The organism is Acinetobacter sp. CAU_H_S139_7, from assembly GCF_058599305.1.
Genome location: NZ_CM178651.1, coordinates 23942 through 41285, shown reverse-complemented (window position 1 = coordinate 41285; position 17344 = coordinate 23942). Strand labels below are relative to the sequence as shown.

The following is a 17344-nucleotide window of genomic DNA, read 5'->3' as shown; positions in this document are numbered from 1 at the left end:
GTGTCAAACTGTCAAAAATTTAAACATAGCATATTCGCATTCTGCGTAAATCTCGTTTTTAGGCATCTCGACCTAAATTACCGAAGGCAGTAAGTTTACGCGCTACATTTTAACCGATGAGCTGACATTCAATTGCATGTGGAAACTACTATAACCCGTTCAATCGCCTTGCAATACAAAACTTCTATGAATAATTTTTAAATTTTGCATGAGTTTTATTTATATGAAATACAAATTTTGAGCGATGTGCGATCAAGGATCCTTGCGCTATTTTTTGAATAAAACTCTCGTACATCATTCAGTTAGAACCGCTCTATCGGCTTTTTATGCAGGATAAATCTGTAGCTGCTCGAGTTTTGCTATAATTGTTTTAATCTTCTCCTTTTTTCCGAGTATTTCTTGAAAATCATCTTTGCAGGCACGCCCGAATTTGCGGCTGTGGCTTTAGACGCTCTGCTAAAAACAGAACATGAAATTGTAGCCGTCTATACGCAACCTGACCGTAAAGCCGGTCGTGGGCAGAAACTTACCGCTTCAGCCGTGAAGCAGTTGGCTTTAGCGCATGATATTCCTGTGTATCAACCGCTGCATTTTAAGTCCTCAACTGAAGAAGGTCTGGCTGCTCAAGCTGAACTCAAGGCCTTAAATGCAGATGTGATGGTGGTGGCTGCTTATGGCCTTATTTTGCCGCAAGTGGTTTTGGATACGCCTAAATATGGCTGTTTGAACATTCACGGTTCACTGTTGCCCCGCTGGCGGGGTGCAGCGCCTATTCAACGCGCAATTTCTACTGGAGATACCGAAACTGGGGTCACCATTATGAAAATGGCTGCAGGTTTGGATACGGGCGATATGATGTATAAAACCTACTGCCCGATTGAAGCTACAGATACCTCTGCAAGTTTGCATGACAAACTGGCACTCCAAGGGGCTGAAGCGACGGTCAAAGTTTTAGCCTCTGAAAGCACATTGCAGCACTATTTAGACAACCGCGAAGTGCAAGATGAAGCTTTGACAGTCTATGCACACAAACTCTCTAAGGCTGAAGCGCAAATTGATTGGACTTCAACAGCGGTGCAAATTGACCGTAATATTCGCGCATTTAACCCATGGCCTGTCGCATTTATCGCACTGGATGAAAGCAATAATCTGCGCGTTTGGGGTTCGATGTTGTCTCAAGAAAATGCCCAAGCTCAAGCTGCAGGGACCATTTTAGCCATCGATAAACAAGGTGTTCATGTCGCTTGTGGCGATGAACACGCGGTGTGTTTAAGCTCTCTACAATGGCCAGGTGGTAAACCACTAAATGCCGTACAAATTTTACAAACCCAAAAACTGAATATTGGACAAATTTTATAATGAAACAATCTCCCCACGCCTCAGGTAAGACTCTAAACTTACGTGCTCAGGTTGTTAAAACGTTATTGGCTGTCCAAAATGGTCAATCACTGGCATCGGTGCTCCAGCAACACATGGCGATTGTGTCTGACAAAGACCGTGCCTTGTACCATGAGTTAGTTCTTGGCTGTTTACGCCAATGGCATGCGCTTAAACAAGTGACTTTACCGTTGTTGACTAAGCCACTGGAAAACCAAGTCGTTGAAACCTGTTTATATGTGGGTTTATACCAATTGCTGTGTACCCGCGTTGCAGCGCATGCCGCGATTTCTGAAACGGTAGAAGCAGCCAAACAATTGGGTATGGAAAGCTTAAGTGGTGTGGTGAATGCTATTTTGCGCCGTGCAACACGTGAAACGGAACAGTTCTACGATGTTCTAGAACAAGCCTCGAATCTGCCAAGTTGGTTAGCAAAGCGTTTGAAAAAAGACTGGGGCGAGCAACTGGCTGAAATTAGCTACGAGCTGAAACAAGTTGCACCCTTAACCTTGCGCGTCAACACCTTACAAGTTAGCCGTGACGAATATCTTGAAATTTTAGAAGATGAAGGCATTGAAGCCCATGCCTGTGAACTTTCAAATGTCGGCATTGTGCTGGATGACAGTCTGCATATCCCAAGCCTACCAGGTTTTGAAGTAGGTGGTTTTTCAGTCCAAGATGAACATGCACAACTCTGTGCAACTTTGTTACCCGACTTAAATGGCAAATTCGTAATTGACGCCTGTGCAGCACCTGGCGGCAAGACAGCGCATATTTTAGAGATGTATCAGCCGAAAAAATTGATTGCACTCGACCAAGATGAAAAGCGCTTAAAACGTGTCTCTGAAAACTTAGAGCGTTTGGCTTTAAATGAAAAGTATGTCGACATTATCACTGCCGATGCGGTGAAGTGGACATCACCTGAACTTGCAGATTGTATCGTTCTCGATGCACCCTGTTCTGCCATTGGGGTAATCCGTCGCCATCCCGATATTCGTTTACTGCGTCAGTCGGGCGATATTGCTAAAACAGTACAGCTGCAAAAGCAAATTCTTGAAAATATGTGGCAACAACTCAAAGTCGGCGGCACATTGCTATACATCACCTGCTCGATTTTGAAAGCCGAAAATGAACAGCAAATGGTCGACTTCTTTGCTGAACATACGGATGCGAAAGAAATTAAAATTGATGCCGATTGGGGTGTTGAGCAGATTCATGGTCGCCAACTACTCCCACAAGTAGGGCGTGGCGATGGTTTTTATTATTGTCGCATTGAAAAGATTTAATAATAAAAGGAGCTGAAAGGCTCCTTTTTTCATGTGTGTACTGATTGCAATTACTGCAATTTTTCTAAAAAGCGAACTGCGTTAAGTTAAGTGTGCCACAGTTTTCAGATAAATGAGTGGCTTGATCCATCAAACGTTCTGCTGAAGCAAAAATCTCACACGAATGATGCCAACCTAATTCATGGTACTCAGCAGCTGCCCAAACCAAATTCACCTCAGCTTGTGCAAGTTCTTTATAGGCACATTGAAACCCAGTCTGTGTTTTTAGGGTTGCGGCACGCGTCCATAAATCACGGCGCATCAGTTGGGAAAACGCTAGCATTGCTGTTTCTACACTTAACGTTGCACGCTGATCTGCATATACAATCTCTAAAACCTGCTGATAGATCAGATCAATATTTTGACGCTTCGCTTTTTCACTATATTCATGGTCAGCATAACTCAGCCATGTTCGTGCTTTTTCTAACTGGTACTTGTCTCGTACGTCCATCGCTTGCTCAATTGCAGTGTGCAATTGCTCATGCACCTGCTGCTGCGAAACTGGATAATTTGAGCTGACAGGGACCTCTGCAGCATGCGCCACCACAGTACCCAAAGCTAGAAGCCACAACACATGTTTAGCATGGTGTTTCAGCATTATTTAGGCTCCAAGGCTTTATTGACTGAAGGCTTATTTTTGTTAAATAGATTTTCGTCAAATTTGAAGCGGAAACGGAAATATGCACCATCCATCGCTGTATCACTATCAATCAGATCTTTATCTTGATAGCCCACAAAGTTATATCCACCTGAAACCCAAAGGTTCGACGCTAGTAGATGAGGTCTAAACTACTGAGCTGATTAAAAGACACATTGGTCGAGATACTGCCCACAAGCAGAACTGCTAAAGATTGACCCGCATTGAGCTCAATTGATCCCACCAATAAGTCTTCGGTATTATCTGGTAAACCATTTTGATCGCGGTCTGCATAGACCTTCACATTACTTAAATCAAAATTATCCGTGCTACTTTGTACTAGACCCAATGTATATCGATCAGCAGTATTACCTGTATTGGTTAAGACATGTGGCAGATTCACCGCCCCACCGACCACACCATATTGGTTTTGATTTTGTACTAAAGTCAGTGAGTACGTTTTTTGCACTTCCAATGCCACGGGATTGGAATTGACCAATAAAACATTCCCCATCTCATCGGTATAGTCCCCAGATGCAACGTTAGAAATATAGCTTCCCGGTTGTGGAAATGCATGTGCTTCTAATGAAAAAAAAATAAAAACGACAGAGCAGAAAATTTCTTTTTGTTAATTTTCATATGAATTAGCCAGCAAAAGTGCAAACTGTGTCACAATTCTATACTATTTTGTATCATAATTGTTATTGTGATTGCATATTTATTAGATAAAATTTGTACAGCATACTTTTTGTTCTTTCTAGCCGTATGAATTCTTATTTATTTCAAGCCAAATTGACGTGAACACTAAGCTCCAAATCAACTCATCAAAAAAACTTATCGAAGCATTGTTGTATAGCGCTGATGTGCGATAGCTCACTACACCCTCGTTAAAAAAACGCCCAATGAAGCTCATTGGGCGTTTTTTAATAAGTAGATACCTATTTCAGGGCGACTAAACTTTAAATCCAGTATTACAACGTATGCTGGTCTTTCACTTCTTCAAGAACCTCATCGAGTTCTTCAGGGTTTTTCATCAAGTGGAGAATAGACAACACAAGTCCACCCCATAAAAACACCATTGAAATGATCATCATCACGATTGCCGAAGTATTCATTTATGCTCTCCTAGCGATCTTTCATTTTACTGAGTACGATTGCAACGACACCACAGAAAATCACGCTGCCCCATCCGAATACACCCTGTAGACTCATACTATAACTATCGTAACCATTTTTCAGTAAGTTAAATATGGTCATGCTCAAGGTCGTTAATAAGATCAATGAGGTGATGACAGTTAAAGTAAATGCCCAGCCTTTGCCCAATTGAACCGTTGAAATACGGTTCACGTGATCACGAAGCTCAATCAATGCAGAACGCTTAAACCATGCCACACTGATAATCGACAATAGTGCACCACCGATAATCCCGATGTTATTGATAAAGTGATCCACGATATCTACCAGTTTAATCGCATTCACACTTGAGAATAAGATCACTGAAACCAGTGCACTACCACCACCAATAATAGTAACTGCTTTTTTACGGCTCCATTTTAACTTATCCTGCATCGCTGCAATTGGCACTTCCAAGATACTGACCATGGAAGAAATACCAGCAACAAATAATGATGAGAAGAACAATAGACCGAATAGATCAGCACCTGCACCTAGACTTGAAATGATTTTCGGGAAAGCAATAAATGCCAGACCGATACCACCACTCACTACATCTTGAACTTCTTTGCCTGCGGTATGCGCCATAAAGCCCAATGCAGCAAAAATACCAATACCCGCCAAAATTTCAGTTGAAGCATTGGCAAAACCAACGATCAGCCCCGAACCAGTCAAGTTGGTCTTTGGCTTTAGGTAAGATGCATAAGTCACCATGATCCCGAAACCCACGGAAAGCGAGAAGAAGGTATGACCGTACGCCGCCAACCACACTTTATAGTCCATCATCGCAGACCAGTTCGGTGTAAAGAATGCATTTAAGCCTTCTGCTGCACCTGGTAAACGAAGTGATTGCACTACTAAAATAGTGAATAAAACGAATAACAAAGGCATGAAAATCTTATTCGATAATTCAACACCTTTTTTAACCCCACCAAACAGAATAATTAAGGTCAGTGCCCAAATTCCCACGATTGGCCAAAATAAATGGCTCACAAACTGAAAATCGAAACCTGTTGCTTTCGAAGTTTGTAAGTAAGTATTAAAGAAGAAACTTTCAGGATCACTACCCCATGCCTGACCAATCGAAAAGTAAACATAGCTTCCCGCCCACGTCAGTACGCTGGCATAGTACAAACCAATGATGATACACACACAGACTTGCCACCAACCTAGCGTTTCACCGCCTTTAAACAAAGCCCGATAGGCTTTAGGTGGTGACCCCGAACTACGGTGTCCTGTTGCATAATCCAAAAATAATAGGGGTAAACCAGCGGTAATTAATGCCAATAAATAAGGAATAAGAAAGGCACCGCCACCATTTTCATAAGCAACATAAGGGAAACGCCAAATATTACCTAAACCTACAGCCGAACCTACAGCTGCAATAATAAAACCAGATCGTGATGTCCAGTTTTCACGAGTTCCTGACATAAAACACCTAAACCTAGGTCCCTTTTAATTGCTTTTTATTTGGTTATCTCGCAACAAAAAAGAACCATTTAATATTAATCTTGAGTGTTTGATTTAGCTTCGACCTTTTGGGTGCAAGGTTCTAAATGACAAACAGAGGAGTTTTCACAAAACCTTGGTTAAAGTGTGTCGATTAAACTTCCCTTTTATATGGTTCAACAATACTCACTTTTATAAAAATATTCTGTAATTTCTGCTTCAAATATTCCATTTTTATAATGTGTGCTGATTCAACCGTTCAATTAATCAGCTTATTTATTGTACAAAATTAGTTATAAATTAACAAACTTTTTGGAATGATTTATTGCATCTACTTTCATGCATAAAATTTGAAGATCCTGCATCGATACTCAACCTACTGAAAAAATCAATGTAAATAACGCTAAAAGTATTAACCCCTCACACAAAAACATTACTTTTCACATTTTTATTCAAATATTCACCCCATCAGGGAACATTGGCCATATTTCTAATGAACATCACATGCATGCATACAACTTTTTAATATTGTTCTGTACTTACAGTGCAGTAGTATTTAAAACTGCGCGATACCAGTGATGCTCTATATTTAAAAGAGAAACCACCAAAGCCAGTCATTGCGTAGAACATCATCAGCTTCACTAGATCAATCTAGTATTGATCAGGCTATTTAACTGATGCTGATCTAAAGCACTAAGCAAAAATTATAAGCCATTTACTTTTGTCAGCTTAGGCTTACAAATAGCGTGGTTAAAATGCTGTTTGAACAACAGCCATCGCCATGTATATTTAAATCATCAGGGAACAGGACGTTTCCCAAACTTAAAACAACAATAATCAGTTTGAGCATCAGGATGTGAGATATGACAGGAGTTGTATCTAAGCACTGAAATACAAAGAAACCTCGACAGGATGTCGGGGTTTCTTTTTATCTCTATTCCACAGTTAAAGCTGAATATAAGTCCGACATCCTCGACTCGCATAGTATGAAGCAGCGCCATTATGATAGGTAAACGTACGACCATAGCGCTGATCACAAAAAATTGCCCCGCCTTGCTGGCGTAATTCGGCTGGAGTTTCAACCCAACTGGATGTTTTCAAGTCAAAATTAAAGATCTGTTGTAAAAGATAATATTGTTGTTCCGTCATTAAGCTTAAGCCATACGCCTGTATCCAATCGAGTACTGTATTTTCAGGCGGATGATCCTTGCGACTCAATAGTGCCTCTTGGTCATAACACATGCTCCGTCGCCCTTTCGGTGACTCAATTGAACAATCAAAAAAATATACATTTTGCGTATTCGGTAAAGTCACGACATCAGGCTCACCACCACTCATTTCCATTTGTTGTAAGGCGTATAATTTTTCAGGGGACTGCAAAAGTTTTTCTCGGACAAATGCCCAACTAATTTGCATATGACGTTCAGTATGTTGTTGAAACCGCTGTTCTAAGGTATTGAATAAACGTTCACTTTGCTCAGGTTCGAGTTTTTTCTGCTGCTTAATCATTGTTATTGTGCTGCCCTATTTAAAGCTACCTTTAGCATAGCGCTCTCCGTCAAATACGATCAAATACCATCCAACGGTACATCGATTTTGAAAAATAAAGGCCCTCAAAACGAGAGCCTTTTATTTTTTTGGGGGGGTGATTAAGAAGATGCTTTGATTGAACTTGAAACTTTCACCTGAGTTTTAACTGCTTCTTCAGCACTATTTAAACGGATAAAAGAAACAGCTATCGCAGCAAGTACCGCAGGAATCGCTACAGCAATAAAATTCAACTTATGTGGTAATTCCATGCCCAACAATACACCAATGACAATTGGACCCACGATTGCACCCACACGGCCAATTCCTGATGCCCAACCCAACCCAGTTGAACGAACAGCCAATGGATAATATTGCGCCACATAGCTATATAGTAAAATACTACAACCGATTGAAGCAGCTCCTGCAAGTGCAACCAATAAATAAATTACAGGTTGTGGTGAATTAAAGCCTAAACCCACCAATGCAAATGCCCCGACAGTCAACATGCTAATAATGACAGGTTTCAAGTGGAAACGATCCGCAAGCACACCACCACCAGCAGTGCCAATCACCGCACCAATGTTCAAGGAAAGGAGGAACATTAAACTGCTGCCCATCGAATAACCCGCAGCCATCATCAGTTTTGGTAACCAGCTTCCTAGGGCATAAACCATCAATAAGCACATGAAGAAGCAGCACCAAAATAAAACTGTACCCATACCACGGCCATTTTTAAACAAGGCAGCGACAGATGCATCAGGGACTTTCGCTTCGTTCAGCACTAGAACAGTATCTGAAGTTACAGTCTCTTCAGGTACCAGACGTTGAATAATGCTGCGTGCCTTTTCTGTTTGCTGGTCTTTCACTAAAAAAGTGACTGATTCAGGTAAGAATTTCCATAAAATTGGAATAAATAGTAATGGAATACCAGCAATGAAAAACATGATCTTCCAGCCGAAGGTCGGTGTAAACGCAACACCTAGCAGTGCTGCCATAATCCCGCCCATCGCATAGCCACTAAACATCGCGGTCACCAAGGTGCTACGAAACTTCTGCGGCGCATATTCCGAAGTTAAAGCGACCAAGTTCGGTAATACACCACCAATTCCAAGACCCGCAATAAAGCGTAAAATACCAAATTCAGTCGGGTTTGATGCGAAGCCACCCGCAAAAGTGAACCCACTGAACAACGTAACACAGATAATAATGACTTTCTTACGACCAATTTTATCAGCCAGCATTCCAAATAACATTGCACCAAACATCATGCCTGCTAAGGCAGTACTGGCTAACATTCCCGCTTGAACGGCCGTCATGCCCCACTCTTTCATTAAAAGCGGTAAAGCCACACCGTTAATTGCTAAATCATAACCGTCAAACAAGACGACGAATAAGCACCACAAAACAACCGTTAAATGAAAAGGCTTAAACTTAGCCTGATCGATTACAGCATTTACATTCATTCTTGTCGCTGTCATTTTTCCCTCACCTCCAATTGTGAGCTTTATTATAAAAAATGAATTAAAATTCACTTTTACATAAAATGAATCATAATTCAGTTTTTGTCTATAAATAAAACGATTGAAACGGCTTTTTTTGAAAAAATTAGACTAAAGTTGTATGAAAATGACGAAAAATAATTTGCACTACATCAAATTATTTGATAAATGGTAGATGTTTCACATAATTTTCATTTATATAAATGTATTTTTGTATAATTTAGCGTGTATTCTCCGCTCTAATTCTCTTCTTACCCACTTAATAATTCTTTATTTAAATTATTGAATATATGTTGCATAAAAAAATCCCCCTAACCGTTAAGTTAGGGGGATTTGAATTAATGAGCTGGCGATGACTTACTCTCACATGGATAACTCCACACTACCATCAGCGCTAAGAGGTTTCACTTCTGAGTTCGGGAAGGGATCAGGTGGTTCACTCTTGCTATTGTCGCCAGCACAACTGTTTATGACTATTCGTTGGGTCTAACCTCAGAGCAGTGCTCTTCGTGCCTAACTTTCATCAAATGAGTTATTAACAGGTATATTTGAGTTGGATATTTTATCTAGCTTTATAACTAAATCAAGTTGTTTGCAGTGATTTGAACCACAACACCAACTGTTTGGGTGTTGTATAGTCAAGCCTCACGAGCAATTAGTATTGGTCAGCTTCACATATCACTATGCTTCCACATCCAACCTATCAACGTCGTAGTCTTCAACGGCTCTTTAGAGGACATAAAGTCCTAGGGAAATCTTATCTTGAGGTAGGCTTCCCGCTTAGATGCTTTCAGCGGTTATCCCTTCCGAACATAGCTACCCGGCGATGCGACTGGCGTCACAACCGGTACACCAGAGGTTCGTCCACTCTGGTCCTCTCGTACTAGGAGCAGATCCTCTCAAATTTCCAACGCCCACGGTAGATAGGGACCGAACTGTCTCACGACGTTCTAAACCCAGCTCGCGTACCTCTTTAAATGGCGAACAGCCATACCCTTGGGACCTGCTTCAGCCCCAGGATGAGATGAGCCGACATCGAGGTGCCAAACACCGCCGTCGATATGAACTCTTGGGCGGTATCAGCCTGTTATCCCCAGAGTACCTTTTATCCGTTGAGCGATGGCCCTTCCATACAGAACCACCGGATCACTAAGACCTACTTTCGTACCTGCTCGACTTGTGGGTCTCGCAGTTAAGCGCGCTTTTGCCTTTATACTCTACGCGTGATTTCCGACCACGCTGAGCGCACCTTCGTACTCCTCCGTTACTCTTTAGGAGGAGACCGCCCCAGTCAAACTACCCACCAGACATGGTCCTCGTCCCGGATAACGGGACAGAGTTAGAACCTCAATATTACCAGGGTGGTATTTCAAGATTGGCTCCACCGAAACTAGCGTCTCGGTTTCAAAGCCTCCCACCTATCCTACACAAGTAAGATCAAAGTTCAATGTCAAGCTGCAGTAAAGGTTCACGGGGTCTTTCCGTCTAGCCGCGGGTACACCGCATCTTCACGGCGAATTCGATTTCACTGAGTCTCTGCTGGAGACAGCGCCCCCATCATTATGCCATTCGTGCAGGTCGGAACTTACCCGACAAGGAATTTCGCTACCTTAGGACCGTTATAGTTACGGCCGCCGTTTACTGGGGCTTCGATCAAGAGCTTCGCTTACGCTAACCCCATCAATTAACCTTCCAGCACCGGGCAGGCATCACACCCTATACGTCCACTTTCGTGTTTGCAGAGTGCTATGTTTTTAATAAACAGTTGCAGGGGCCTGGTTTCTGTGGCTGCCAATAGCTCAAGGAGTAAATCCTATCACCGTCGGCAGCGTACCTTCTCCCGAAGTTACGGTACCATTTTGCCTAGTTCCTTCAGCAGAGTTCTCTCAAGCGCTTTGGTCTACTCGACCTGACCACCTGTGTCGGTTTCGGGTACGATTCCTATGTAACTGAAGCTTAGAGACTTTTCCTGGAAGCATGGTATCAGCCACTTCACTGTACAAGTACAGCTTGCTATCAGTTCTCAGCATAGAGTACCCCGGATTTGCCTAAGATACATGCCTACAACCTTCCACCTGGACAACCAACGCCAGGCTGACTTAACCTTCTCCGTCCTCTCATCGCATTACATAGAAGTATTGGAATATTAACCAATTTCCCATCGACTACGCCTCTCGGCCTCGCCTTAGGGGTCGACTCACCCAGCCCCGATTAACGTTGGACTGGAACCCTTGGTCTTTCAGCGTGCGAGTTTTTCACTCGCATTGTCGTTACTCACGTCAGCATTCGCACTTCTGATACCTCCAGCATACTTCTCAATACACCTTCATCGGCTTACAGAACGCTCCCCTACCACTTGCAATAAATTGCAAATCCGCAGCTTCGGCATATAGTTTTAGCCCCGTTACATCTTCCGCGCAGGCCGACTCGACTAGTGAGCTATTACGCTTTCTTTAAAGGGTGGCTGCTTCTAAGCCAACCTCCTAGCTGTCTATGCCTTCCCACATCGTTTCCCACTTAACTATAATTTTGGGGCCTTAGCTGGCGGTCTGGATTGTTTTCCTCTTGACTACGGACGTTAGCACCCGCAGTCTGTCTCCCGGATAGTACTCATTGGTATTCGGAGTTTGCATCGGTTTGGTAAGTCGGGATGACCCCCTAGCCGAAACAGTGCTCTACCCCCAATGGTATTCGTCCGAGGCGCTACCTAAATAGCTTTCGGGGAGAACCAGCTATCACCGAGTTTGATTAGCCTTTCACCCCTATCCACAAGTCATCCCCTGGCTTTTCAACGACAGTGGGTTCGGTCCTCCAGTTAGTGTTACCCAACCTTCAACCTGCTCATGGATAGATCACCCGGTTTCGGGTCTACACCCAGCAACTAAACGCCCTATTAAGACTCGATTTCTCTACGGCTCCCCTATGCGGTTAACCTTGCTACTGAATGTAAGTCGCTGACCCATTATACAAAAGGTACGCAGTCACCGAACAAGTCGGCTCCCACTGCTTGTATGCATGCGGTTTCAGGATCTATTTCACTCCCCTCACAGGGGTTCTTTTCGCCTTTCCCTCACGGTACTGGTTCACTATCGGTCAGTCAGGAGTATTTAGCCTTGGAGGATGGTCCCCCCATATTCAGACAAGGTTTCACGTGCCCCGCCCTACTCGACATCATCATATCAGCCCTTTCGTGTACAGGACTATCACCCACTATGGTTGCACTTCCCAGAGCATTCCACTAAAACTGATATGACTTAATGGGCTTTTCCCCGTTCGCTCGCCGCTACTGAGGGAATCTCAATTGATTTCTTTTCCTAAGGGTACTGAGATGTTTCACTTCCCCTCGTTCGCCTCGTATGACTATGTATTCATCATACGATACCTGCCTTATGACAGGTGGGTTTCCCCATTCAGAAATCTCCGGATCACAGGATATTTGCCGCCTCCCCGGAGCTTATCGCAGGCTATTACGTCTTTCATCGCCTCTGACTGCCAAGGCATCCACCACATGCACTTAATTACTTGACTATACAACCCCAAACAGTCGTTAATCCCTACAAGTAGGATTAAGACAGTCTATGATGATTTCTCATCACTTCCTTACAGTTTGTTGTTCTGTGTACTTAAACACTGTACAGCTTCAATTCAATTCACATACCAAAACGCTTGATTCAGTTAATTTCGCTAGTAACTCATTTCTTCAATCTTCATCAATCAGTAATAAATCACTGTTAATGTCAATCTTAAAAACGAGTATGAACAAATTATTTCAACTCAAATATATTCTGTTAATGATTTTTCCAGCCTTCGTCAGGTCAGGAAACTGTGATAAATCACAGAAGTTAATAAGTTATCTACTTACTAATTTCTGTAATCCAACCTATCTGCGCGAAGCATAGCTTCTTGCTTAAATTTCAAGGAAAAGCATGCTTTTCTTGTCTTGAAATTTGGTGGAGACTAGGAGAGTCGAACTCCTGACCTCCTGCGTGCAAAGCAGGCGCTCTACCAACTAAGCTAAGTCCCCAGCTTATCAATAAGTCAATGTCTCTGTTTTTCTGTATTCAGCATTTAATAATGCTTGTTAGTCAGATTTGGTGGGTCTGACAAGACTTGAACTTGTGACCCCACGCTTATCAAGCGTGTGCTCTAACCAACTGAGCTACAGACCCTCAGATACATCGTCATGAAGAACAACTTGTTGTGGATTCTTACCAATCGTCAATCTTTCGTTAAGGAGGTGATCCAGCCGCAGGTTCCCCTACGGCTACCTTGTTACGACTTCACCCCAGTCATCGGCCACACCGTGGTAAGCGTCCTCCTTGCGGTTAGACTACCTACTTCTGGTGCAACAAATTCCCATGGTGTGACGGGCGGTGTGTACAAGGCCCGGGAACGTATTCACCGCGGCATTCTGATCCGCGATTACTAGCGATTCCGACTTCATGGAGTCGAGTTGCAGACTCCAATCCGGACTACGATCGGCTTTTTGAGATTAGCATCCTATCGCTAGGTAGCAACCCTTTGTACCGACCATTGTAGCACGTGTGTAGCCCTGGTCGTAAGGGCCATGATGACTTGACGTCGTCCCCGCCTTCCTCCAGTTTGTCACTGGCAGTATCCTTAAAGTTCCCGGCTTAACCCGCTGGCAAATAAGGAAAAGGGTTGCGCTCGTTGCGGGACTTAACCCAACATCTCACGACACGAGCTGACGACAGCCATGCAGCACCTGTATGTAAGTTCCCGAAGGCACCAATCCATCTCTGGAAAGTTCTTACTATGTCAAGACCAGGTAAGGTTCTTCGCGTTGCATCGAATTAAACCACATGCTCCACCGCTTGTGCGGGCCCCCGTCAATTCATTTGAGTTTTAGTCTTGCGACCGTACTCCCCAGGCGGTCTACTTATCGCGTTAGCTGCGCCACTAAAGCCTCAAAGGCCCCAACGGCTAGTAGACATCGTTTACGGCATGGACTACCAGGGTATCTAATCCTGTTTGCTCCCCATGCTTTCGTACCTCAGCGTCAGTATTAGGCCAGATGGCTGCCTTCGCCATCGGTATTCCTCCAGATCTCTACGCATTTCACCGCTACACCTGGAATTCTACCATCCTCTCCCATACTCTAGCTTCCCAGTATCGAATGCAATTCCTAAGTTAAGCTCAGGGATTTCACATCCGACTTAAGAAGCCGCCTACGCACGCTTTACGCCCAGTAAATCCGATTAACGCTCGCACCCTCTGTATTACCGCGGCTGCTGGCACAGAGTTAGCCGGTGCTTATTCTGCGAGTAACGTCCACTATCCTAGAGTATTAATCTAAGTAGCCTCCTCCTCGCTTAAAGTGCTTTACAACCAAAAGGCCTTCTTCACACACGCGGCATGGCTGGATCAGGCTTTCGCCCATTGTCCAATATTCCCCACTGCTGCCTCCCGTAGGAGTCTGGGCCGTGTCTCAGTCCCAGTGTGGCGGATCATCCTCTCAGACCCGCTACAGATCGTCGCCTTGGTAGGCCTTTACCCCACCAACTAGCTAATCTGACTTAGGCTCATCTATTAGCGCAAGGTCCGAAGATCCCCTGCTTTCCCCCGTAGGGCGTATGCGGTATTAGCATTCCTTTCGGAATGTTGTCCCCCACTAATAGGCAGATTCCTAAGCATTACTCACCCGTCCGCCGCTAGGTCAGGTAGCAAGCTACCCTTCCCCGCTCGACTTGCATGTGTTAAGCCTGCCGCCAGCGTTCAATCTGAGCCATGATCAAACTCTTCAGTTAAAAATCATTAGTAGCTTATGGCTACAAATCTTGGCTCATCAATTTTCTGACAAATATTTCTCAAATAAACTTCGAGTAATTTTTACCATTCAATCAATGAAATATTTTCGATCGATCAATCAGTAAAAATCCACACAAGTTGTTCTTCATAATCTCTTAATGATCTTTCTAACACCTCGTCAGTGCTAGAAGCTGGACTCAATATACTCAACAACTCAGCACTTCGTGCTTCGTTCGTTTCCGTCTATCTCGTCGGTATGGGGTGCATTCTAGAGGATTTCTAAAGCTTTGCAAGTGCTTTTAACTGGTTGTTTTATCGGGTGTTGTATTTTTATGCACTAAAAAGGTTCAAAAACATGCAGTCACACACCTAACCTAATAATTTTAAAGCAGAAATATAAATTTAATATTTCTGCTCTCTTTTTTCATTACTTTTGCACTGCTGCTGCTTTAATATTCACACTGAGAATTTTAACAGGTTGTTTCGGTACATCTTGATGTGGCCCTGCACGTCCTGTCGGTACTTTAGTGATCTTATCCACCACATCCATACCTTTAGTGACCTGACCAAAAACCGCATAACCTGCGTTATTGGTACTTCTATCTAGAAAGTTATTATCCACCACATTAATAAAGAACTGACTGGTTGCAGAATGCGGTAGGTTGGTTCGTGCCATCGCCAAAGTGCCACGTTTATTAGATAGACCATTGCTTGATTCATTTTGAATGGCTGGTCGAGTTGGCTTTTCTACAAGGTCCGCAGTCATACCCCCGCCTTGTACCATGAAACCCGGAATGACGCGATGAAAGATCGTGCCGTTATAAAACTTAGCTTTCGTATAGTCTTCAAAGTTTTTTGCTGAGATAGGTGCTTTATCATTAAACAGTTCAATTTCGATGTTGCCCATTGATGTTTTCATTTCAACAATCGTGTTATTTGCCATGACCGCCATACTCATACATGTAGCCGCCACTGCAACTAAACTCTTCTTTAACATTTCTTTACTCACAGCATTCAGATGTTATTAGATTTCGGTATATTAATCGTTCAGTTTGACATCCTCCGCGACCTAAAGGACGGGGATTCCTACTGCTAGACGCTCATGTCCGAGCGCAAGAATATTCAGTGCGGAATTTATATCCCTATCATGGAATGTACCGCATTCCATGCACTGCCATTCTCTTATTCCAAGTCCCGTTCTACCTTTCGGACTACTACAGCGTGAGCCACAGCTCGAACAAGTTTGGGTGGTATAGGCTTCATTGACTTCTTTATACCATACACTTGCGTTCTCGCATTTATACTTGAGCATGGTTCTAAGTGTTGTCCAACTTGCATCTAATACAGACTTCGCTAGTTTAGTCCGTGCTAATGCCTTTGCATTCACATTACCAACGAAGATGGCTGCATGTTTATTCACCAATTTATGACTGAATTGATGTAGCGTATTTTGACGTATGTTTCTAATCTTGGCATGAATCGCTTTAACACGCTTTTTATTTCTAGCACGTTGAGCAATGCCAAGTTTTTGTTCGTATTGCCGATAGATTTGAGGGGCTTTGAGCTTTACGCCATCTGAACAGGTTGCAAGGTCTTTTAAGCCCAAATCTATACCGATTGAGGTATTACCCTTTGATTTAACTTGTTTTGTCTTATCAACAACTAAACAAACATACCAACGTCCACGACTGTCTTCTACAAATGAGCCTGTTTTGACGTTGTATTTTGATAGTCCATAGCTATCCCATAGCTTGAATTGATGCTTGCCATACTGCACGTAGCCATCAGCATATTTGATTGCAACCTTTTTGAACGGTATCCAACCCAAAGAACGTCTTGCAGACTTCTTATTACTCACCCGCCATTTTAGCTTTGCTTTTTTAAACTGCTTTCTTCGAGTAACCAATTCTTCTGTTATCGCTTGAACAGTTTGACTATGCAGATTGCATTCTTTAGATGTGCCTTTCGTGTATTTAGCAATATCGTAAGCTGAAAGAAATTCACCTTTTCTTTTTAGATGTTTAAATCCTAAATCATTCACATAATTCCAAACAAAATTTACTTCCAATGCGAGTTGGTCTAGTACCTTGTAATGTTTGTCTTTTATGCGTAATTTAAGTGTTTTCATGATTAAAATATATTTGGTCTATGAGCAATAGTCAAGAGATTAGAACAGGTCGCCACTGTGTTTTTAATATGCATGTACATTTAGTCTTTGTGGCTAAATACCGTAGAGATGTTTTTACCAAAGCAATGCTTGAAACAATGCGTGAAGTGTTTGAGCGTGTTTGTTTAGACTTTGAAGCCGAGTTGGTAGAGTTTGATGGTGAACACGATCATGTTCATTTGCTTGTGAATTATCCACCTAAAATAGCAATTTCTAGCTTAGTGAATAGTTTAAAGGGTGCTTCAAGTCGCATTGTAAGAACCAAACACCCTGAAATTAAAAACAAGCTATGGGGCAGTGCTTTGTGGTCGCCTAGTTACTTCGCTGCTTCATGTGGCGGTGCGCCAATTGGAATTGTTAAACAATATATTCAACAACAGCAAACACCGCATTAATGGCTTACGCCACTCGCTTATAT

Annotated in this window: 11 protein-coding genes, 2 tRNA genes, 3 rRNA genes and 1 pseudogene; 3 read left to right on the top strand and 14 right to left on the bottom strand. The window is 42.9% G+C overall.

The annotated features are described in order from the left end of the window. Nucleotides 1–399: 399 nt before the first annotated feature. Both fmt and rsmB read left to right on the top strand, forming a co-directional pair. Nucleotides 400–1359 carry a methionyl-tRNA formyltransferase gene (gene fmt / locus AC4MC0_RS00185; RefSeq protein ID WP_094148446.1) on the top strand — a complete coding sequence of 320 codons (960 nt, stop codon included), beginning with the start codon at nucleotides 400–402 and terminating at the stop codon, nucleotides 1357–1359. After that, on the top strand, nucleotides 1359–2663 hold the full coding sequence (rsmB, locus tag AC4MC0_RS00180) for a 16S rRNA (cytosine(967)-C(5))-methyltransferase RsmB (RefSeq protein ID WP_004978440.1): 1305 nt from the start codon (nucleotides 1359–1361) through the stop codon (nucleotides 2661–2663). The genes fmt and rsmB overlap by 1 nt, the downstream gene beginning before the upstream one ends. A 64-nt stretch (nucleotides 2664–2727) precedes the next feature. Here rsmB and AC4MC0_RS00175 read toward each other — a convergent pair whose 3' ends face one another. From AC4MC0_RS00175 to AC4MC0_RS00110, 14 genes and pseudogenes are all read right to left on the bottom strand, one after another. Continuing rightward, nucleotides 2728–3300 (bottom strand): hypothetical protein, encoded by a 573-nt coding sequence (locus AC4MC0_RS00175; RefSeq protein WP_094148447.1) that lies wholly within the window; start codon nucleotides 3298–3300, stop codon nucleotides 2728–2730. Next, nucleotides 3300–3482, bottom strand: a pseudogene (locus AC4MC0_RS00170) (hypothetical protein); the annotation flags it as partial. The pseudogene AC4MC0_RS00170 and the gene AC4MC0_RS00175, both read right to left, overlap by 1 nt. Then, entirely contained in the window at nucleotides 3473–3853 is a 381-nt protein-coding gene (locus AC4MC0_RS00165; RefSeq protein WP_094148453.1) for a hypothetical protein, read from the bottom strand. The gene AC4MC0_RS00165 and the pseudogene AC4MC0_RS00170, both read right to left, overlap by 10 nt. Before the next feature lie 457 nt (nucleotides 3854–4310). Further along, nucleotides 4311–4454 carry a methionine/alanine import family NSS transporter small subunit gene (locus AC4MC0_RS00160; protein ID WP_081313279.1) on the bottom strand — a complete coding sequence of 48 codons (144 nt, stop codon included), beginning with the start codon at nucleotides 4452–4454 and terminating at the stop codon, nucleotides 4311–4313. Nucleotides 4455–4464: 10 nt separating this feature from the next. Further along, nucleotides 4465–5943, bottom strand: coding sequence for a sodium-dependent transporter (locus tag AC4MC0_RS00155; RefSeq protein ID WP_224467933.1), 1479 nt, complete (start codon nucleotides 5941–5943; stop codon nucleotides 4465–4467). A gap of 963 nt (nucleotides 5944–6906) precedes the next feature. Further along, the gene (locus tag AC4MC0_RS00150; RefSeq protein WP_409449317.1) at nucleotides 6907–7467 is read right to left on the bottom strand and encodes a DUF4256 domain-containing protein; all 561 of its coding nucleotides are present in this window, start codon (nucleotides 7465–7467) and stop codon (nucleotides 6907–6909) included. A 143-nt stretch (nucleotides 7468–7610) separates the two neighbouring features. After that, nucleotides 7611–8969, bottom strand: a complete 1359-nt coding sequence (locus tag AC4MC0_RS00145; RefSeq protein WP_078425160.1) for an MFS transporter — start codon at nucleotides 8967–8969, stop codon at nucleotides 7611–7613. Nucleotides 8970–9334: 365 nt separating this feature from the next. Then, a 5S ribosomal RNA gene (rrf, locus tag AC4MC0_RS00140) occupies nucleotides 9335–9449 on the bottom strand. 175 nt (nucleotides 9450–9624) lie between these two features. Then, nucleotides 9625–12518: ribosomal RNA gene (locus tag AC4MC0_RS00135) — 23S ribosomal RNA — on the bottom strand. A gap of 420 nt (nucleotides 12519–12938) precedes the next feature. After that, nucleotides 12939–13014, bottom strand: a tRNA-Ala gene (locus AC4MC0_RS00130). Nucleotides 13015–13082: 68 nt separating this feature from the next. After that, nucleotides 13083–13159 (bottom strand) — tRNA-Ile (locus tag AC4MC0_RS00125). A 61-nt stretch (nucleotides 13160–13220) separates the two neighbouring features. Next, nucleotides 13221–14758, bottom strand: a 16S ribosomal RNA gene (locus tag AC4MC0_RS00120). Together the 16S, 23S and 5S rRNA genes with 2 tRNA genes alongside form the textbook arrangement of a ribosomal RNA operon. 428 nt (nucleotides 14759–15186) lie before the next feature. Beyond that, nucleotides 15187–15756 carry a peptidylprolyl isomerase gene (locus AC4MC0_RS00115; RefSeq protein WP_005402030.1) on the bottom strand — a complete coding sequence of 190 codons (570 nt, stop codon included), beginning with the start codon at nucleotides 15754–15756 and terminating at the stop codon, nucleotides 15187–15189. 72 nt (nucleotides 15757–15828) lie between these two features. Then, entirely contained in the window at nucleotides 15829–16887 is a 1059-nt protein-coding gene (locus AC4MC0_RS00110) for an RNA-guided endonuclease InsQ/TnpB family protein (RefSeq protein WP_058951462.1), read from the bottom strand. A gap of 20 nt (nucleotides 16888–16907) precedes the next feature. Between AC4MC0_RS00110 and tnpA the strand changes: the two genes are divergently transcribed. Then, the gene (tnpA, locus tag AC4MC0_RS00105; RefSeq protein WP_287166577.1) at nucleotides 16908–17321 is read left to right on the top strand and encodes an IS200/IS605 family transposase; all 414 of its coding nucleotides are present in this window, start codon (nucleotides 16908–16910) and stop codon (nucleotides 17319–17321) included. Nucleotides 17322–17344: the final 23 nt, after the last annotated feature.